This is a genomic window from Maribacter sedimenticola, from assembly GCF_900188415.1.
GTDB classification, from domain to species: Bacteria; Bacteroidota; Bacteroidia; order Flavobacteriales; family Flavobacteriaceae; genus Maribacter; species Maribacter sedimenticola.
On record NZ_FZNV01000001.1, the window covers coordinates 102,254 to 123,805 of the forward strand.

A 21,552-nucleotide genomic window follows, 5' to 3' on the forward strand; every position below is an offset into this window, starting at 1 on the left:
TTATTAGTATAAAATTTAATTCTTCACTATTTTATAAGTAATACTTCCACCTTTCTTATCTTCTAAATTTAGAATGTAAATACCATTTTCAAAATCTTCAATTTTAAGTAAAATAATCTGTTGATTATCACTTATTTCTCCTGATTTTAATAAGGACCCATTCAAACTAGTTACTTGATAATGAACAAAACTTGAATCAAATGGTAATTTTATTTCAACTATACTTGAACTTGGATTTGGTGTTATTAAAACTGACTTTAACTCTTTATTATTTAAATTTTCATTGAATTGTAAAGTTGATTTTAATGCAATAGTGCTTACTTTCTGTACAATTAAATTATCGAACAATGAAGTTCCTACTGCAGTTTCCCCATATTTCGGAAACAGCCAAATATCCAATGTTGAAATTCCACTAGGTATAGTAATAGTTTGGGAATACGTACTCCAACCACTACCAAAGGTATGGTACAAAAGGGCCGTATTAGGTTGGTCGTCTTGGTTTACCTCTATTCTGGCGTTGCCATTATTAGTACTGTTACCATCAATACTGATGAACAATTCATCTCCTGCCACCAAACTATTATTTGCTAGATCTATAGTAATATTAAACCTAGTCCAAGGTTGGCCGGTTTCTGTATTTGATAACTGTAAGGCGCATGGTGAATTGTTGGTATTGCTATTTGTACCAACTGCTTCATCCAAACCAGCTGTCATAAAACCCGGAGAAAGCACTACAGAAGCGTCATCATTTGGTAGGTCATTTGCACAAATAGTATTAGTATTTATTTTCTGTACAATTAAATTGTCGAATAATGAAGTTCCTACTGCAGTTTCCCCATATTTTGGAAACAGCCAAATATCCAATGTGGAAATACCGCTAGGAATAGTAATAGTTTGGGAATGCGTACTCCAACCACTACCAAAGGTATGGTGCAAAAGTGCCGTATTGGGTTGATTGTCTTGGTTTACCTCTATTCTGGCGTTGCCATTATTGGTACTATTACCATCAATACTGACAAACAATTCATCACCTGGCGCCAAATTATTACTTGCTAAATCTATTGTAATATTAAACCTAGTCCAAGGTTGTCCGGTTTCTGTATTTGAAAGCTGTAAGGCGCATGGCGAATTATTTGTATTAGTAGAAACACCAATGGCCTCGTCTAGACCGCCGGTTTTAAAACCAGCGGTAAGTGTAACGGATTGATCTTCGTTTGGAAGGTCTGACGAACATATATTTGTTTGAGTATTATTAATTTTAAATTCGGTAATACTGTTCCAGGGATTACTTGAATTACCTTTACCGTAATAACGAATATATCGGGCTGATTGAATTGGAAAGTTAAAATTTTCTAAGTTCAATGTAGTACCGTTACTAGTAGCATCGGTAAGAACATTGGTCCAATTAGATGCATCATTTGAAATTTGTAAATCAAAAGTTGCCGTTCTTTCGTCACCTTTAAAATAGGCAATTTCAATTTCATTAAATTGTTGAACACTACCTAAATCAAATTGAGCCCATTTCCCAACACCATAATCACTCCACCTAGTGTTAAGATTTCCATCAGTTAAATAACACGGCCCCGTTCCGGTATCGAATGATGAAACCTGTATTTCATCTATAGATAAACCACCATTATTTGAAGGAGAGTAGCAAATATTCTCATCGTTTTCTTCTTCAACTTTTTGTACAATTAAATTGTCAAATAACGATGTTCCAACTGTGGTTTCTCCATATTTTGGAAACAGCCAAATATTTAAGGTTGAAAGACCTGAAGGTATAGTAATTGTTTGTGAATAGGTACTCCAACCATTCCCAAAGGTGTGGTGCATGGGTGCTGTATTTGGCTGGTTATCTAGCGTTACTTCTATTCTGGCGTTACCATTATTAGTACTGTTACCATCTATGCTAATGAACAATTCATCTCCAGCGACCAAATTATTAGAAGCTAAATCTATGGTAATATTAAACTTTGTCCAAGGTTGACCTGTTTCTGTATTTGAAAGTTGAAGAGCGCATGCTGAACCGTTAGTGTTGCTGGATATACCGATTGCCTCATCTAAACCACCAGTCATAAAGCCTGGAGAAAGTACTACTGAAGTATCTTCATTCGCTAAATCGTTAGGACAGCTCGTATTTGTTGGGCAGTTAATCGTGTCGGTCGACCAAATAGCAAAGTAATCACCAATATCATTAAATTGGCCTCCCATATATAAATTATTATTTAAAAATAATAAATCATTAATAGGTGCATTTGTACCAACAGCAGAACCTGAACCTTGTCCAAGCGCTTTAAATTCATTTGTAGAAACATTCCATTGTGCCAGATTGTTCATTATTAAATCAGTTGTTCCATTATTTGAGGTAGTAGCAAAATCACCTCCAATATAAATATCATTTCCATTTGCCGTAATCGAGGTTACTTCACCAGAAATATCATTGGATAGTACCTGATGGGTATTTGTAGTTAAATTATAACGGCCAACGGAACCTTGTCCCCCGACGTATAAATATCCATTAATTTCTTTAATTTCTTTAACAAATATGGAATTCGTTCCACTATAAGATAGCCAATTAGTACCATCATATTTAGCTATTCTACTGGCATTAGTTCCACTAATTGCTGTAAAATTACCACCAACATAAATATCTCCGTTTGTGGTTACTTCAATGGTTCGAAACTCATTATTAGGGTTTGTATTCATATCATCCCAAATAGTGCCATTAAATCTGCCAAAACCATTTATGGATACTCCACCAACACTTGTTGTTCCACCTACGAAGTAAACATTACCGCTGGTGTCGCTATCTATATTAAAAACGGCACCAATAGCATTGTGATTAATAATAGATCCATTAGATATTTGTACTAAATTACTGACTGTAATTCCATCAACTGCTGTAAAATTACCTCCTAACCAAATATCTCCATTCGTTGTTTGATGAATATCAGCTACTTCACCAGAGATCGAATATGTTGCACTAAATCCTGTAGCTTGATTATATTGGACTAATCTGGAAACGGGTAGCCCTTCAGCACTTGTAAAGTTTCCACCTAACCAAAGTGAACCATTAATTTCTTTAATAACGTTAACACGTGCATTTAAATCATTGTCACAACTATCAAAACTTCCAATGCCTTGTACTGCAGTGGGGGCATTGGTTTGTTGACCAGTAATTTTGAATAATGCTCCGGAATTTGGAGAATAATTAAACGGTGTAATATTATAATTTTGACCATATCGTAGAAAATACAATTCAGTTTTGCTTTCGTTCATTCCAAAAGAAACGATTGACGCATCTGCAGATGCAGTGGTAAATAATTTCGCTGAATTAAGTAATTGATTGTGATTAGCCTTATTCACATCTGTTAATGTCGCATTATTTGGGTTGGTACTGTCTGAACTAATATTGGGATCTATAGCCCATACCTCTCCAGTTGTGTGGTTGCCAAAAATATATTTACCAACAATTTCCGGATTTGTTAAGTTGCCTTGATATACATAACCACCGGTTATAGAAGATGCATCTTTTGTAAGATATGGTGGTCTTAAGATTCCGGTTTCTTGCAAATTAATATCAGTGTCCTCATAAACACCCTCCCAATGTCCCCAACCGTAATTACTACCTGCATGACTAGGTTGCACTCTATTTATCTCATCTTGCTGATCTGCACCAACATCACCAATCCACATGGTATTGTTATAAAAACTAAACTTCCAAGGATTTCTTAAACCATATATCCATATTCTATCATCAATACCACTTACGTTTACAAAAGGATTGGATGCTGGAATAGAATAAGTACCGTTAGTATTTATTTGGATTCTAAGCATCTTCCCGAAAATATGGTTTAGTTGTTGTCCTCTTATACCACCACCATTAGTAGAAAATCCACCATCGCCTACACCTATATAAAGATACCCATCAGGTCCAAATTCCATATGACCACCATTATGAGTGTGGTGGGTAGTCTGCTTGACATCCGAAAATATCGGGGTAGCAGGAAAGGAACTTTTGGTTGCCGAGGGATTCCCTTCCACCAAGGTAATTTGTGCTAAATTAACAGAGCTAGGCTCACTGCCTGTGGTATAATATATGTAAAAAAGTTTGTTAGTTAAAAAATTTGGGTGTAATGCCATGCCTAATAGCCCCAGTTCTGTTGTATCGAAAGCCCCAGCGTTAATTTTATCACTAACATCTAGAATTAGGGTTTTGATACCAGTCTGTTCATCTATTTGATATATAAAACCTTTTTTTTCAACAATGAATAGCCGATTTGACCCATCATTACTTGGTACTATTTCTAATGGAGTGTCAAATGTTATATTGGGAAATGCGTTTTCGTAACCTACACCCTGTGCATTGATAATGCTAATAAAGTGTGAAATAATAATTGTTAAAATTAAGAGAAATCTGTTTTTCATGACTTGGTTTTAGTTGGTGTTAATAGTACACCTAATGTAATAATTTCTTATAATTAAAAAGATATTTACTTAATTCTTAGAGTATTATTCTTACATATTTAACAATTTTTTAATCCTACAGGGTTTTTATAAATAAATTTAAAATGGAAACAATATATTTTTTGTAATTACAAGTTATTATTAAACCTTGTACCTTATAACGTCAAACTAACTATATGAGACTACAATTTATAGCACTCATTGCCCTTTTCTACTTTGCCGATTTATATGCACAGGAATATTATTTTCCAGAATTAAACGCCAATTGGGAACAACGGTCACCAAATGATTTTCATATAGATGAGTCAAAGTTAAATTCAGCAGTTGCTTTCGCAGAAGCCAATGAATATTCTGGATCCAGAGATTTAAGGATTGCTATATTAAAGGGTTTTGAGCGCGAGCCCTTCCACCAGATTATGGGACCTACCAAAAAACGGGGAGGCCCGGCCGGATTGATTATTAAAGATGGTTACATAGTTGCGCAATGGGGAGATATCAAAAGAGTGGATATGACCTTTAGCGTCACTAAAAGCTTTTTAAGTACAATGGCTGGTCTGGCCGAGGATAAAGGGTTGATACGGGACACTAAAGATTTGGTTGGCGATTATATTTGGGACGGCACCTTTGATGGGGCACACAATGCTAAGATTACCTGGGAACATTTATTGCAGCAAAATTCCGCTTGGTCTGGTGAACTTTGGGGAGGTAAGGACTGGGCAGATAGGCCACCACGGAACGGGGGTATTGATGATTGGAAACTGGACACCCCAAATGAGCCTGGTACCGTAATGGAGTATAACGATGTTAGGGTTAACGTACTTGCCTATGCTTTGACCCATGTTTGGCGTAAACCTATGCCACTTGTATTAAAAGAACATATCATGGATAAAATTGGGGCTTCTTCTACATGGCGGTGGTTTGGTTATGATAATGCTTGGACAGAAATTGATGGTTTGCAAATGAAATCAGTTACTGGCGGTGGGCATTCCGGTGCAGGTATATTTATAAGTGCAGAGGACATGGCACGTTTCGGTCTTCTATTCTTAAATAATGGAAAATGGCAAAATGAACAATTAGTTTCATCCAATTGGATTAAAAAAGCAACCACACCGTCTATTCCTAATGTAAATTATGGGTTTATGTGGTGGCTTAACAAAAAAGGTGATAGGCATTGGCAAGGTCTATCTGAAGATATTTATTACGCCGCAGGTTTTGGAGGAAATTTTATCGTGATTGATAAAACCAATAATATGGTCGTTGTTACACGTTGGTTAGAACCGAACAAAATAGGGGATTTCATGACTAAAATCAACTCGGCATTTAATTAAGGTTGCATAATATTTCTGCCGCTTTTTCCAATGTCTCTTTCTTTTTGGCAAAACAAAACCTAAGCATATAATCATTTCTATTAGCTACATTGAAGGAAGATATAGGAATAGAAGCCAATCCGTTTTCTATTATAAGGCGTTCTGCCAATACTTCATCTCTTTCCTTAGTTAAGGGAGTGTATTGCAATAGTTGAAAATAGGTGCCTTGGGAAGGTTTATATTTAAATTTAGACGATTTTATCCCATCTAGAAAGAAATCACGTTTTTTCTGGTAAAAATCATTCAATCCTAAATAGTGCGATGCATTTTTTAAATAGGTTGCCATTGCGCGTTGCACTGGATGGTCAACACAAAAAACAGCAAATTGATGTACTTTTCTAAATTCAGCCATAAGGCTTTCCGGCGCAGCACAATACCCCATTTTCCATCCGGTAACATGAAAAGTCTTTCCAAAGGAAGCGCATACAAAGGTTCTATTTGCTAAACCTGGAAATCTGGAAGCACTTTCATGATCTGCCCCATCAAAAATAATATGTTCATAAACTTCATCACTTAATAAAATAACATTGGTCGGCTTTAAAATTGCTTCTAATTGTTCCATATCCCTTTTTGACAAAATTGTACCACTGGGATTATGTGGAGTGTTGATGATGACCATTTTGGTCTTATCGGTTAATTTTTGCCGGAAAAGATGCCAATCTATTTTATAATCGGGAGCATTTAATTGAAGATATACGGGTATTCCACCATTTAACCTAATAGCAGGCTCGTAACAATCGTAAGCCGGCTTTATGACAATTACCTCATCACCTTTATGAATAAATGCCGTAATGGCCGTAAAGATAGCTTGAGTGGCCCCCACAGTAATAGTTATCTCACGTTCCGGACTATAGCTATGACCGTGCAACTGTTCTATTTTTTCTGAGATCACTTCCCTAAGTCCATAATACCCTTGCATAGGGGCATATTGGTTATGACCATGTTGCATGGCATCATTTACCAAAGACATCAATGTCCGGTCCGCTTCAAAATTGGGAAATCCTTGGGACAGGTCTATTGCATTATGTTTTCTGGCTAGATTTCCTACGGTCGTAAAAATTGTGGTTTCTACCTTTGGTAATTTAGAGTTGCCTATATGTGAACTATATTCCATGGTAGTAAATGTAAGAAATTCAAAAATGCACATAAAAAAGGCCCAACCTCAAGGTTGGGCCTTTTTTATTCCAATACCATGAATTATGCATGTTGCATTTCATGTTTTCCTTCTTTTATCTCCTCTATCAATTTAGAATTAAAAGCCGGCAAATCATCTGGATTTCTACTTGTTACAAAACCTTCATCAACAACAACCTCTTGGTCTACCCAATTGGCCCCTGCATTTACCAAGTCATCTTTAATGGAGTTAAAAGAGGTCATTTTGCGCCCTTCAACTACACCAGCACTGATTAAAGTCCATGGAGCATGACAGATTGCTGCTACAGGTTTTTTCAATTTAAAGAAGTCACGTACAAAACTTAAAGCTGTTTCTTCCCTTCTTAGCAAATCTGGATTGATTACTCCACCCGGTAAAACCAAGGCATTATAATCTTCGGCCCTTACTTCATTTAAAGTTTTGTCTACGGTATAGCTATTGGACCAATTTCCGTCTGCCCATCCTTTTATCTCCCCTTTTTCCAAACTTACAATGTCTACCTTAAAACCTTCTTTTTCCATTGCTTCTTTTGGAGATTTTAATTCACTTTCCTCAAAACCATTTGTAGCTAAAATTGCTATCTTCTTCATAATATATATTGTTTTAATAGATTAATAATTTGTTTGATACCAAATTACAAATTATGAATCCCATGGTCCGTTAAGGCCTTATTAAATAAGGGTTGTGAAGGGTTAAACATATATTAAATGAACTTTAAAAAATTCATTTTGTGCTCCTTTGCATCTCATTTAGATGTTCTATGACTGTGGCAAGACACGAATTTAGATTTTTCTTTATCTCGGTTTCCCAAAATCTGAATACCGTAAACCCCAATTGTTTTAATTCTTGGTTTACTTCTTGATCTCGCTGCATATTTCGTTCTATTTTGGCAATCCAAAATTCACGATTGGTTTTAATGTTAGGCTTACGTTTCTCCCAATTCTTTCCATGCCAATATTCGCCATCAATGAAAATGACCGTTTTATATTTAGGCATGGCAATATCTGGTTTGCCAATTAATCTTTTATAGTCAATACGGTATCTGTACCCGGCTGCGTAAAGCGCTTTTCTAAAAGCAAGTTCAGGTAAGGTGTTCTTTCCACGTATTTTGCTCATAATCTTGGAGCGCTGTGGTGTAGTATAAAACCCAGATGCTTCATTGAACCTTGGTACGATAATACGTTTTTCGGGATACTTTTTGGACATTTTTAAAATTAAAAAATCCCGAACCAAAATGGCCGGGATTTATAAAACTTTATGATTACAAGATTAGTCCTTTACATTGGCCATTAAGTACTCACGGTTCATCCTGGCAATATTCTCCAATGAAATTCCTTTTGGACATTCTATTTCGCAAGCTCCCGTATTGCTACAGTTTCCAAAGCCTTCCAGATCCATTTGTGCCACCATGTTTTTAACACGATCAACTGCCTCTATACGCCCTTGGGGCAATAATGCATATTGGGAAACCTTAGCACCAACGAACAACATTGCCGATGCATTTTTACAACTTGCTACACAAGCCCCACAACCAATACAGGTTGCTGCATCCATTGCTTCATCCGCTGCATGTTTGGATATTGGTATGGCATTTGCATCTTGGGTGTTTCCAGAGGTATTTACTGAAATATAACCGCCTGCATGTTGTATACGGTCAAAAGAGCTTCTATCTACCACCAAATCCTTAATCACCGGGAATGCCTTTGCCCTAAATGGTTCTATTGTAATCGTATCACCGTCCTTGAACATACGCATATGTAACTGGCAAGTAGTTACGCCTCTATCCGGGCCATGTGCCTCACCGTTTATGAACATGGAACACATACCACAGATACCTTCCCTACAATCATGGTCAAAAGCAACAGGCTCTTCACCTTTATTGATAAGTTGTTCATTTAAAACATCCATCATTTCTAGAAACGACATATGTTCTGAAATCTCTGTCACTTTATAATCGACCATTTTACCCTTGGTTTGGGCATTAGGTTGTCTCCAAATTTTTAATGTCAGATTCATATTTTAAGTATTGAGTAATGAGTATTAATCTCTGATGAACATCAGATCTAATAGCTCAATACTATTTATTTATAACTTCTTTGTTTTAATTCAATTTCATTGAATTCCAGTTGCTCCTTATGCAGGACTGCATCAGCAGGTTCCCCTTTATATTCCCAAGCAGAAACGAATGCGAAATCCACATCGTTACGTTTGGCCTCACCTGCTTGTTCACCACCAATTTCTACGGACTCTTCCCTGAAGTGACCTCCACATGATTCTTCCCTTACCAATGCATCCTTGGCAAATAGCTCACCAAGTTCTAGGAAATCTGCAACACGGCCGGCCTTTTCAAGTTCTGCGTTCAATTCATTTGCATTTCCGGGAACACTCACGTTTTTATAAAAATCCTCACGTAGTGCCTTAATTTCAGCCATGGCTTCTTTTAATCCTTCCGCATTTCTAGACATACCACATTTATCCCACATGATCTTACCTAATTTCTTATGGTAGTAATCTACTGAGTGCGATCCTTTGTTATTGATAAAGAAGTTTATTTTTTCCTTTACTTCTTTTTCCGCAGCATCAAATTCTGGGCTGTCCGTCGAAATTTTACCAGTTCTTATCTCGTGCGATAAATAATCGCCTATTGTGTAGGGCAATACAAAATAACCATCGGCCAAACCTTGCATTAATGCAGAGGCGCCCAGTCTATTTGCTCCATGATCGGAGAAGTTTGCCTCTCCTATGCAATATAAGCCTTCTACTGTAGTCATTAAATTATAGTCTACCCATACACCGCCCATGGTATAATGTACCGCAGGATAAATCATCATTGGTGTCTTGTATGGATCTTGATCTACGATTTTCTCATACATTTGAAAAAGGTTGCCATATTTGGCCTTCACTATAGCAGCACCCAATTCATAGATTTTTTCTGCGGATGCATTTGTAATGTTATGGATTTTTGCCTGCTCTTTCCCATAACGCTCGATCGCTGATGCAAAATCCAAATATACCGCCTCTCCTGTAGCATTTACACCATAACCGGCATCACAACGTTCTTTGGCAGCTCTTGAGGCTACATCACGGGGAACTAGGTTACCAAATGCAGGATAACGACGTTCCAAGTAATAATCCCTTTCGTCTTCGGATAAATCCGTTGGTTTTTTCTTGCCCTCGCGTATGGCCTTCACATCGTCCAAACTTTTTGGAACCCAAATACGACCATCGTTACGTAAAGATTCAGACATCAAAGTTAGTTTGGACTGATAATCTCCTGAACGTGGAATACAGGTAGGGTGAATTTGAGTATAGCAAGGGTTAGCGAAAAACGCTCCTTTTTTATGAATTTTCCAAGCAGCCGTAGCGTTAGACCCCATGGCATTGGTCGATAAGAAATAGACATTTCCATATCCACCGGATGCTATAACGACCGCATGTGCGGAATGGCGCTCAATTTCACCGGTAACCAGGTTACGGGCAATAATACCACGAGCCTTGCCGTCTACCTTTACAACATCCAGCATTTCATGACGGTTGAACGGGGTAATTTTACCTCGGGCAATCTGTCTGTTCATCGCAGAATAGGCACCTAATAGCAATTGTTGTCCGGTTTGTCCTTTGGCGTAAAAAGTTCTTGAAACCAATACACCACCAAATGAGCGGTTATCTAAAAGGCCGCCATAATCACGTGCAAAGGGAACCCCTTGTGCAACACATTGGTCAATAATATTTGCGGAAACCTCGGCCAATCTATAAACATTGGCCTCTCTTGATCGGTAATCTCCACCTTTAACCGTGTCATAAAATAAGCGGTACGTAGAATCACCATCACCTTGATAATTTTTAGCCGCGTTGATTCCACCCTGAGCAGCAATGGAATGTGCTCTTCTAGGAGAATCCTGGTAACAGAATGTTTTTACGTTATACCCTAATTCCGCTAAAGTAGCTGAAGCTGAACCCCCGGCTAATCCTGTACCTACAACAATAACATCAATGTTTCTTTTGTTGGCAGGGTTCACCAAATTTATCTTGTTCTTATAATCGGTCCATTTCGTTTTCAACGGACCTTTAGGTACTTTTGAGTCTAATACAGACATAAGTAATAGGTATTAATGATTAAAATGATGAAAAAGTGCAATGAAAATAAATCCTAACGGAATTAAGATTGCGTAAGCTTTTCCAAACAATTGTAGTTTTTCTTTTCTCATACTAGTAGCGCCCGCAGATTGAAATGCAGAACTAAAACCGTGCATAAGATGAAGCGAAAGGAAAATAAATGCCGCTACATAGGCGCCTACCCTTAGTGGATTGACAAATTTATGCACCAGCTCTTCATAATAGCGAAATCCATCACCATCCCCAAGCAATCCAGACATATCGCCTTGAATATACTTAGTATTGATCTCAGGTATCCAGAAATCAATAAAATGCAATACCAAAAACGCCAATATAGCCAAACCGCTATAGATCATATTTCGGCTCATCCAAGATGAATTGGCCGCACCGTTGTTTTTTGCATATTTTTTTACCCGAGCACCCCTGTTTTTGGCTTCCAGTATAAAACCCATGACGAAGTGATACACAACACCAAAAATCAGAATTGGTTGCAATACATATTGAACGGCCCAAAACGTACCCATGAAATGTGATGCTTCGTTGAAAGCATCTGGACTGAAAACCGATAAAATATTAATTGCAAAATGCTGAAGTAGAAAAAACATTAAAAAGAAAGCAGAAAGTGCCATTGCGTACTTTCTACCAATCGAAGATTTAAAAAATCTGCCCATTAGTTGTTAATTTTATATGCGAATTTACATCACAAGCAAGTTATTAACAAGTTTTCAAAGGGTTTAGTATATCTATTTAGATTGATTTTAAAATCAATTTTATCGATGTTTAAGATTTGAATGTGCTAAGGTTCGTTCTAACCGAAAAATGTTGAACAAAAAAGGTCATCCCTTATCTGGCCATAATGCCTTTTCAGAAATATTTTTTGCCCAAGTTATGGCTTGGTCCAAATTTTTAAATTGAGCTATTGAATTTTTAAAAAACAGCTTTTCAAGTAAAATACTGGCAAAACTGCCTCTTGTTTGGCCCACTACCCCATAATGGGCCATCTTGGTCCTGTTCCTATAGAACATGACCCAATTAGAAGGTACAACATAATAACTATTGATACGGTTGGCCACATATATAATAGGAATTTCCAAACCATAAATTTCTTCTGCCGCAAGTACTATTTTTAAGGCATCTTTCCATTTAAAAAGTACTCCTTCGTTCATTTCGGAAATAATGATTCCTCCCGTAAAAAAATAGAAAACACCAAAATCAAATTCCCTAATTTCCCGTATGGAATTATATATATTATGCTCTTTTACACGCTTCATAAACAGAGGGCAAAAGGGTTAAATATATTGATATTTTATGATTGGTACATAGTAGAGCCTACAAATACATGAACGCAGTTAATTTTGTTATTTTTCCATATCCTTCAGTTGAATGGACAATGCCTTTGTAGACAATTGTACCTCAACAAAACTTAGTATTAAAGATGCGATCAATGAGAGCAGACTAATTCCAAAGACCACATTTGCCGCGATTTCTATATTGAAAAAAATAAGGGCCATGGTAATAACGGCCAGGAGAAAGCTAAATATTGCCGTGGCCTGCATATTTTTAATGATGGTCAATCTTTTTCGTAATTTTTTGACCTGTAGCCCAACGGATGCAGATGCGGTTTCTTGGTATTTCTTATGTAATTGCCTTATAAGTGCCGCTATAGCCAAATACCTTGCATTATAGGCCAACATGGTCAATGAGATGGCAGGAAATAGCAAAGCGGGTATTCCTAATGTAAGTTCCATGTGTAAATATTTAAATTAATCCGTTGCTATTCCAAAATATACCCAACTTACATCTTCATTGAAGGGATTGTTTTGCCCATGCATTTCACCAGGTTCTATGGTTATGCACATGCCCGGTCCCAATTCATATTCTTTTCCCGAAACAGTAAATATTGCCTTGCCGGATTGTATGTGGAATACCTCATACATAGTGTCGTGTTTATGAAGTTCTACACGTTGGCCAGACTTGAATGTTGCCGTTCCGTACATCATTAATTGTGGAATTTCATCCTTTCCTATCAAGGTGCGTTTTTTAATGTCCGGGTTATGGCTAACACCCAAATCAGGAAGGGTATTCCAATCAACTAATTTCATGTTATTATTCTATATCAAAATTAACCTCACCTGTGCTTGCGCCACCTTTAAGTATAATGGTATAAGAGCCTTTGGGCAAATAAGTTTTGCCATCATCTGCTTGCTTTAGTTCGGTTTTGTGTTTTTTCAAATAATTCAATTTTCCGATCTTGGAAAAGGCCAGATCATAGGACAATACATTTAAACCTTTGTCCGCGGCAATTTCCGTTTCGCTAACGGTTACCCCATCGGATGATTTAATTGTTGCGCGATAAACATCCTCTGTTCCAGAATAGAAGGTAATGTCCAGACCAGGTGTATTCGGTTTTGACCAAGTGCTCCAAGAATTACCCCATCTTCTAGAATGTTTAATATTTTCAACATTAAAAAGGTGTAATTTTTTGTTTGATACATCCGGGGTCATTTTTTCTATGGACGCAATATCTGCTTTGTAGATACTTCTACCATGGGTGCCCACCAATAAATGTCTCTCCTTGGGTTGAATGACAAGGTCATGTACGGCAACATAGGGCATACCATTTTGAAATGAATTCCACGTTGCGCCTTGGTCCAATGAAAGATATAGGCCATTATCTGTGCCTATAAACAATAGGTTTTCGTTCTCGGGATCTTCAACCAATACATTTACGGGGGCATTGGGAACGCCATTGGCAATGCTTTTCCAAGTGGCTCCCTTGTCTTCACTAACGTAGATATAGGCTGTAAAATCATCTGACCGATATCCGTTCAACGTAGCGTAAACCCTATTTTGATTATGTTTTGATGCTACAACTCTACTAACCCATAAATTTTGAGGCAAAGACTTGGAAACGACCGTCCAACTACCACCACCATTGTCACTTCTTTGAATTAATCCATCATCACTACCGGTATATAAAAGCCCAAATTTAAAAGGAGATTCACTAATGGTCGTTAAAGTGCCAAAGGCAACATTACCTTTTTTGCCGCCCTTGGTCAAATCTCCCGAAATGGTTTCCCAATCATCGCCTTGGTTTAATGACCTATGTAATTTATTACCGCCCAGATATACTATATCCTGGTTGTGTGCAGAAAGTAGGATAGGGGACTGCCAGTTGAACCTGTAAGGACTTTCCCCCAATTCATGTTTGGGCTGTATATATGTGTTCTTGTTTGTTTCTAGGTTTATTCTAAAATAATTCCCGAATTGATATCCCGTATAAACAATATTGGCATTTCTATTGTCTATTTCTACCTGCATGCCGTCACCGCCCATAATTGATTTCCAGGGGTACTGACCTTCTTGGTGCCATGAAGTGTTTTCCTCGGCATTATGAGGGCCCATCCATACTCCATTATCCTGTAAGCCACCATACACGTTATAAGGTTCTTCTTGGTCTACCGCTATGGCATAAAATTGACCAACGGAGGGCGTATTATTTTTGATCCAATGTGCGCCATCATCATAAGTGGTATTGACCCCACCGTCATTTCCATTGATCAAATGTCCTTTTAATTTAGGATTTATCCATAGTGCATGATGGTCAGAATGAACATTGTCCCCATTTATAGAGGTGTAGGTTTTTCCGCCATCCTTAGATGCAATGATAGGAACTCCGGATAAGTAAATAGCATCTACGTTATTTGGGTCTACTGATATTTGGGCAAAATAATAACCATAACTATAGAAAAGGTCATCTATATAATCCTCGTTCTGTTTTTTCCATGTTTTACCGGCATCATTACTTTTATAAACTTCTGCACCTATAACAGGTGTATCAAAAAGCATTGCATTCGCATCTTCCAGATACAATGCCAAGTCAGCTGGTTTAACGGCGTTACTGCGTACCATCTGCTTTACGTTGGCCGCCCTATATTTTTCATGAAAGTTGTTCGTTTTTAAAAATTCGTTCAAGTCTTTATCGTTCAAGTTCAAGAATTGATCTTTGGAAAGCGTTTTGAAATCTTCTTTTGTTAATCCTTCCTGCTTTGCTTTTTTCTCTTTGGTACTATTTCTTCTAAATTGATTGTCGTGGACGGCATAAACCGTATTTTCATCATATACGGCCAGTCCTATTCTTCCTACTCCATTACCTGTTGGAAAACCACTAGTAGGTGTTGAAACCTTTTTCCAAGTAGCACCGGCATCCGTACTTTTGTAAATACCGGAGCCATCCCCATTTCCTATGAAATCCCATGCTTTTCTATCTTTCTGCCAAGCAGCTGCATATTGAATATTAAAGTTGTTTGGCGCGTAGGCGACATCAATGACACCTGTATCATTATTAATGAATAAGGTTTTTTGCCATGTTTTGCCTCCATCACTTGTTTTATATATTCCACGTTCTTCGTTTGGGGAATAAAGATGCCCGGCAACGCCAACAATAACCTCATTTTCATTATTAGGATTCACCAAAATTCTACCAATATGATGGGAATCTTCCAGACCCATATGCTGCCAGGTTTTACCATGGTCCGTAGATTTCAGAATACCAATACCGGCATAAGAAGAACGGGAAGCATTGTTTTCTCCTGTTCCCGCATAAATGGTACCACTAGCCCAATGCACGGCAATATCCCCTAAATTTTGGGTTTGCGTGCCGTCCATAACCGGGGTAAACGAAGTACCGTTATTGTTGGTATACCATAAACCACCAGATGCATAGGCTACATAATACTCTGTTGGGTTGTCTTCATTCACGGCTAAATCTACAACACGGCCGCTCATTATTGTAGGACCTATATTCTTTAGGGAAACGTGTTTCACCAAAGAATTTTCATCCATTATTTTTTTTTGTGAAAGTGCCTCTACAACATTACTGGATGGCGTAGGCTGTATTTGGGCTGTGGCAATGGAAACCCCTGCTAGGAGTAGAAAACAAACTTTTTTCATGTTATAGATGTTCTATTGTGATGGTAAGGTAAGAATTTGTTTATAGCTTGACAATTGGTGTGCAATATGGTTATTCTGATTACTTTACTAATTGTTTTTTCTTCTCTTCATATTTTTTCTCAATTTTTGCTTTAGCACCGTTAAGTTGTTTTTTAGTCAAGGAAGTATTGCTTAAAACATCTTGGGTAGAATGCAGGGCGGCTATATACCAATCTTTCCACGCGGTTAAAATTGATAGTTGTTCGGCAGGGTTTTCCCCTTTTTCAATTGCGGATATACTCAAATCATATTCATCCTGTAAACGTAGAAGGGCTTTTTTTTCTAAAGTAGCAATTTGCTCCAAAGCAAAACCAGATTCAGCATTTACCAATTTTAAACCACTGACCAAGGCTGCCGTACCTACATTTCTTAAGGTTTTTTGGGATACCTTGTCAATACGATCATTGTCCGTATGATAAAATTGATCCGTAAAGTGCCATAGCAATAGCCCAGGAATGTTGGCATTTAAAAATGGTGTATGGTCACTTCCTCCTTCAAAAGGATTGGTTTCTACTACCCAATTTGCAAATTTCCCCTGTTCCTTAAAAGTGGTTATGATAAAGTCATTAAGGTAATGGGGCCGCATTTCCTCCATGCTCATTACTTCGCCGCCCCATTCACTATGTTTATCGTTTCCGCGGGTCCATATTGCACTGGGATCGGGCATTTTTTCAATTAAGAAGGTGCCTCCCGTAACGGTCGTGTTTTCACCTACCATATCCAAACTTATTCCCCATTTTATGCCTTTTGCACGATTGGGATTTTCTTCAATATACCTTCGGGTAGAAATAATTTCATCTCCCCATAGGAAGGTCATAGTTCTTTGTAACTCTATTTTGCCTTCGGAAACCAATTTTGCGGCTATCATGGCCATTTCTAATTGGGCGCCAACTCCTGTTGCGTTATCGTTTGCGCCAGGTTCTTGAATATGTGCACTATATACCAAACGTTCGTTGGGCAAAGTACTACCTTTAATATCCGCTACAATGGTTAGTTCTTCGGAAGGGTATTTTTTGGTCTGTATATGTGCTACAACTTTAGTAGTTCCTTTTGTAAGTTTGGCAACCAGTTTCTCTTTTGCTTCATAGGATAAAGCAATGCCCCAAAAATCAGGATCACTTTGAGAAGGTAGACTTCTAAACTGAATGGAAGTAGTGTTTTTCTCTGGTTGTAAATAGCTTGGATTGTCATACGTTAGCATACCCAAGGCACCTTTTTTTATGGCGGCATTATACAATTGCCGTCCGTTCATTTCCGCAAAAACCACTTTGTTTTTTAGGGAAACCGATGTTAGGTCGTGCATGGATTTTATCCAGACCACTTCTGCACTTATACCTTCCTTGGGCGTAGAGGGAGAATGTAAATAGGTCATGTTTCGGTTTGTATCCGCTTGTAACAAGGGCGTATCCTCTCCTACAATGTGTAATGAAGCGCTTATGGGTTCCCAAGTCTGGTGATCCATTGGCCGTCTTTCAATTCTGTACGTTAATCGGTCACCTTCTTCAGCATTTTCCTCTAAGACATACCCTGCGGCCTGTAAGCTGTCCGCTAACAAATAAATAGTATTGTTGAAGCCGGTGTTTCCTACCACGCGCCAGTAATCTTCTACATAATCCGTTGTGGCAAATGCGGTCTTTCCGGTAAAATGTTGTCTTACCAGACCATAAAAATCAATAGATTTTTCTTGAATATCTTGGGCGCATCCGCTTAAAAGGGTACCATAGAGTACCAACAACAGCAAACCTTTTTTCATGCTAATTTTACGCAATGTTATTCTTCCCATTTCCATTCATTACCAATGATCAATTTCTCTTTGAGATTATTTTTGATCATAAACTCCTTGGTCGTTTCACTATCCATTTTTGTAGCGGGTAATTGTTCTGCATCTGCAAGTGCGTAAAGCATCATGGTTCCAAAACGGGCGGTATTTTGCATATGGTCCTCATTGACCAAATTAAAATCGTCACAATCAGAATGGTAACAACCATATATGGAACGGTCTAAATTACTATGTACGGATAAAATGGGTACCCCTTCTAACATAAAAGGTTGGTGGTCACTATGAAGACCGGAACGGTTGGAGAAAGTGTTCTGATAAATGGTATCCTGCTGTTGAATGGCTGTTCCCAGATCTTTAAAAAATTGTTCATTATCCAATTTTCCGCCAGCATTCATACCAATTGGGTTACCGGACATATCCAAGTTCATCATATATTTAATGTTCTCAATGGTGTTGTTTTCAATAGCCTGTTCCACTAAATATTTAGATCCAAGTAGACCCTGCTCTTCTCCCATGAACATTACAAATTTCACGGTTCTTTTAGGATGGAGATCATTAGCCTTGAATGCCCTTGCAATATCCAATACTGCAAATGAACCTATACCATTATCGATGGCGCCAGTAGCCAGATCCCAAGAATCCAAATGACCACCAATTACAATTTCTTCCTGCGGAATTTCTGTACCCGGTAAGGTAGCTACAACATTTCTTGCTTTAATGACATCACTGGTATTGGTCATATCTATTTTAGCGGTCGCTTTTTTGGATTTCAAGGTTTCCTTTAAAGCCATGCCGTCCTCCTTGCCAATACACACTGCAGGAATTGGTATCAATTCTCCAGTAACCGATGCGGTACCGGTCAAAAGAACACCATTATCAACCTGATTAATGATAATTATGCCAATAGCTCCGTATTTTATGGCCAAAGCGGTTTTTTCACTTCGGTGTAAATTGGTCAAACCCTCTTCACTATCCGGTAAAATAGAAATATAGACCAAGGAAATTTTACCTTTTACCGCATCTGGATTTGCGGCGTAGTCTGCTTCCAAACCATTGCCCATATCAACAATATCGCCTGTTACATGGGATTCTATAGGTGCATGGCCCAAAGTAACTACCTTAACATCCTCATCATTGATTTGTAAAGAAACCTCTCCTCTTGCCCATGCCTCTACTTCAAAAGTTTGATAAACCACGTCCTCAAAACCGTATTCCTTGAACTTGTTATATGTATATTCTTCTGCCTTGGCACCATTTGTAGAACCTGTTAGGCGATGTCCTATAGTTTCAGAGGCTTCCTTTAAGGTGCTGTAACCTTTTGAGTTTGACTTAATTTCAGCATCTATCCGTGCAAATAATTCTGCTTGGGATTCTTCTTTTTTGGTTTCTGAACACGCTTGTAGACATAGCGCACCAATTAATAGGTAAGCAATTTTTTTCATGAGTTGTTTGTATTTGGTTGAAGTGTACAAGTTAGCCAATTTGTTGCTAAGAAAGTGGGGTTGGGATCTTGTTAATTTTATAATTATATGCCCTATTTTCTAAGGAAACACCACATATTGTGTAATTTTATGTCAAAATTTAAATACATGAAATACGATCAAATTCCCAATTCCCTTTTTATAAAGAATCGCAAAAAGTTTATGGACCGTATGCAGCCTAAAAGCATAGCCGTTTTTAATTCCAATGATATTTATCCTATAGGAGCGGATAGCGTTTTACCTTTTGAACAGCATAGGGATATATTTTATCTGTCCGGTGCCGATCAAGAAGAAACCATTCTTGTTTTGTTCCCGGATGCCATCAACAAAAAGCATCGGGAAATACTTTTTGTTCGTGAAACCAATGAACATATTGCTATTTGGGAAGGTGCAAAATTGACCAAGGAAAAGGCGACCGAGGTATCAGGCATAGAAACCATATGTTGGTTGCAAGAGTTTGACAAGATATTCTTTGACCTAATGACCGAGGCGGAAACAATATATTTTAATACGAACGAACATTACAGACAAGCGGTAGAAACACAAACGCGTGAGGACCGCTTTATAGAAAAATGTAAGCAAGAATACCCTGCGCACAAAGTTGCAAAGAGTAATCCTATCCTTCAGGAAATAAGAGGAATAAAAGAACCTGAAGAATTAGAACTTATGCAAACCGCCTGTAACATAACAGAAAAGGGTTTCCGTAGATTACTTGGCTTTGTAAAACCAGGGGTCATGGAATATGAAATTGAAGCGGAATTGGTGCATGAATTTATAAGTAACCGCTCTAAAGGTTTTGCCTATCCGCCTATTATTGCCTCTGGAAACAATGCTAATGTGCTGCACTATTTGGAGAACAATAAGCCCTGTAAGGACGGTGATTTAATTTTAATGGACGTAGCCGCGGAATATGCCAATTATTCAAGTGACTTAACTAGAACCATACCGGTAAACGGTAAATTTACGAATCGCCAAAAAGAGGTTTATAATGCTGTATTACGAGTTAAAAATGAGGCAACAAAAATGCTGGTTCCCGGCACGTTATGGGCAGAATATCATAAGGAATGTGGAAAGATCATGACTTCTGAATTATTAGGTCTAGGTCTTTTGGACAAGGCCGATGTACAAAATGAAAATCCGGAATGGCCTGCATATAAAAAATACTTTATGCATGGTACCAGTCACCATATAGGGTTGAATACACATGATTATGGTGCTTTAAAAACACCCATGAAGGCCAATATGGTATTTACGGTAGAGCCGGGTATTTACATACCTGCGGAAAATATGGGTATACGTTTGGAGGATGATGTTGTTATTCAGGAAAAAGGGGAGCCTTTTAATCTAATGGCGAATATTCCAATTAACGCCGATGAAATTGAGGAGTTGATGAACGCTTAAAACTATACAATGAAATTAGTATCATGGAATGTAAACGGTATTAGAGCTGCCGTTAAAAAGGACTTTGAGAATGTTATAGCAGAATTTGATGCAGATGTTTTCTGTATCCAAGAAACTAAGGCTCAAGATGATCAAGTAGTAGAAGCTTTAAAGAATATTCAGGACTACAAACTTTATACAAACAGTGCAGAAAGAAAAGGATATTCCGGTACCGGTATTTTGACCAAAAGCACACCTGTTTCATTTTCTGGTAAAATGGGAGTTGAGGTCCATGATTTGGAAGGGAGAATTTCACATACGGAGTTTGATGAATTTCATTTGGTCAACGTTTATATCCCTAATAGTGGAAACGGCCTAAAAAGATTGGATTACAGGGCAGAGTGGGATAAAGATTTTACCAACTACCTTAAAGGACTTTCAACGACCAAACCTTTAATCATTACAGGAGATTTTAATGTGGCACATACCGCTAACGATTTGGCAAACCCAAAAAGCAATTACAATAAAACATCTGGGTTTACCCAAGTGGAAATAGACGGATTTGACTATATGTTGAAAGAACTCAATTTAGTGGATAGTTTTAGGAAATTGCATCCTACCACGTTTAATAAGTATACATTTTGGAGTATGCGCGGTGGTGCACGAGGGAGAAATGTTGGTTGGCGCTTAGACTATTTTTTAGTCAGCGAATCTATTTGGGACAAAGTGAAATCTGCAGAGATACATGACCAGATTTTGGGCAGTGACCATTGCCCTATTAGTTTGGAAATAGAGTTTTGAAAATAAAAAACGGCC

General features: G+C 37.9%; 16 protein-coding genes. 3 read left to right on the forward strand and 13 right to left on the reverse strand.

The features are described 5' to 3' along the window. Window positions 1–15: 15 nt before the first annotated feature. Window positions 16–4,428: a PQQ-dependent sugar dehydrogenase gene (locus CHB68_RS00460; protein ID WP_089258490.1), complete on the reverse strand. Its 4,413-nt coding sequence runs from the start codon at window positions 4,426–4,428 to the stop codon at window positions 16–18. A 215-nt stretch (window positions 4,429–4,643) separates the two neighbouring features. On the opposite strand from CHB68_RS00460, the gene CHB68_RS00465 reads away from it, so the two are divergent. Next, window positions 4,644–5,795 (forward strand): serine hydrolase domain-containing protein, encoded by a 1,152-nt coding sequence (locus CHB68_RS00465; protein ID WP_089258492.1) that lies wholly within the window; start codon window positions 4,644–4,646, stop codon window positions 5,793–5,795. Here the strand turns inward: CHB68_RS00465 and CHB68_RS00470 are convergent. The 12 genes from CHB68_RS00470 to CHB68_RS00525 all read right to left on the reverse strand — a co-directional run bounded on the left by CHB68_RS00470 (window position 5,788) and on the right by CHB68_RS00525 (window position 19,317). Next, window positions 5,788–6,948: a methionine aminotransferase gene (locus CHB68_RS00470; RefSeq protein WP_089258494.1), complete on the reverse strand. Its 1,161-nt coding sequence runs from the start codon at window positions 6,946–6,948 to the stop codon at window positions 5,788–5,790. The genes CHB68_RS00465 and CHB68_RS00470 overlap by 8 nt on opposite strands. Window positions 6,949–7,031: 83 nt before the next feature. Beyond that, window positions 7,032–7,577, reverse strand: a complete 546-nt coding sequence (locus tag CHB68_RS00475; protein ID WP_089258496.1) for a type 1 glutamine amidotransferase domain-containing protein — start codon at window positions 7,575–7,577, stop codon at window positions 7,032–7,034. Window positions 7,578–7,710: 133 nt separating this feature from the next. Then, entirely contained in the window at window positions 7,711–8,193 is a 483-nt protein-coding gene (locus CHB68_RS00480) for a very short patch repair endonuclease (RefSeq protein ID WP_089258498.1), read from the reverse strand. A 63-nt stretch (window positions 8,194–8,256) separates the two neighbouring features. Then, window positions 8,257–9,003 (reverse strand): succinate dehydrogenase/fumarate reductase iron-sulfur subunit, encoded by a 747-nt coding sequence (locus CHB68_RS00485; protein ID WP_089258500.1) that lies wholly within the window; start codon window positions 9,001–9,003, stop codon window positions 8,257–8,259. A 65-nt stretch (window positions 9,004–9,068) separates the two neighbouring features. Beyond that, the gene (locus CHB68_RS00490) at window positions 9,069–11,084 is read right to left on the reverse strand and encodes a fumarate reductase/succinate dehydrogenase flavoprotein subunit (protein ID WP_089258502.1); all 2,016 of its coding nucleotides are present in this window, start codon (window positions 11,082–11,084) and stop codon (window positions 9,069–9,071) included. 12 nt (window positions 11,085–11,096) lie between these two features. Continuing rightward, complete coding sequence (locus CHB68_RS00495) at window positions 11,097–11,774, reverse strand: succinate dehydrogenase cytochrome b subunit (RefSeq protein WP_089258504.1); 678 nt, start codon at window positions 11,772–11,774, stop codon at window positions 11,097–11,099. 165 nt (window positions 11,775–11,939) lie between these two features. Next, entirely contained in the window at window positions 11,940–12,374 is a 435-nt protein-coding gene (locus tag CHB68_RS00500) for a hypothetical protein (protein WP_089258506.1), read from the reverse strand. 87 nt (window positions 12,375–12,461) lie between these two features. Continuing rightward, on the reverse strand, window positions 12,462–12,851 hold the full coding sequence (locus CHB68_RS00505; protein ID WP_089258508.1) for a DUF2721 domain-containing protein: 390 nt from the start codon (window positions 12,849–12,851) through the stop codon (window positions 12,462–12,464). Between the two features lie 15 nt (window positions 12,852–12,866). Next, window positions 12,867–13,205 carry a cupin domain-containing protein gene (locus CHB68_RS00510; RefSeq protein WP_089258510.1) on the reverse strand — a complete coding sequence of 113 codons (339 nt, stop codon included), beginning with the start codon at window positions 13,203–13,205 and terminating at the stop codon, window positions 12,867–12,869. A 4-nt stretch (window positions 13,206–13,209) separates the two neighbouring features. After that, on the reverse strand, window positions 13,210–16,056 hold the full coding sequence (locus CHB68_RS00515; protein ID WP_089258512.1) for a VPS10 domain-containing protein: 2,847 nt from the start codon (window positions 16,054–16,056) through the stop codon (window positions 13,210–13,212). 79 nt (window positions 16,057–16,135) lie between these two features. Beyond that, window positions 16,136–17,848 carry a M28 family peptidase gene (locus tag CHB68_RS00520; RefSeq protein WP_089259724.1) on the reverse strand — a complete coding sequence of 571 codons (1,713 nt, stop codon included), beginning with the start codon at window positions 17,846–17,848 and terminating at the stop codon, window positions 16,136–16,138. A 17-nt stretch (window positions 17,849–17,865) separates the two neighbouring features. After that, window positions 17,866–19,317, reverse strand: a complete 1,452-nt coding sequence (locus CHB68_RS00525; RefSeq protein WP_089258514.1) for a M20/M25/M40 family metallo-hydrolase — start codon at window positions 19,315–19,317, stop codon at window positions 17,866–17,868. Between the two features lie 147 nt (window positions 19,318–19,464). Here CHB68_RS00525 and CHB68_RS00530 point away from each other — a divergent pair, with 147 nt between their 5' ends. Then, window positions 19,465–20,757 (forward strand): aminopeptidase P family protein, encoded by a 1,293-nt coding sequence (locus tag CHB68_RS00530; protein ID WP_089258516.1) that lies wholly within the window; start codon window positions 19,465–19,467, stop codon window positions 20,755–20,757. Window positions 20,758–20,766: 9 nt separating this feature from the next. Beyond that, complete coding sequence (locus CHB68_RS00535; RefSeq protein ID WP_089258518.1) at window positions 20,767–21,537, forward strand: exodeoxyribonuclease III; 771 nt, start codon at window positions 20,767–20,769, stop codon at window positions 21,535–21,537. Window positions 21,538–21,552 lie beyond the last annotated feature (15 nt).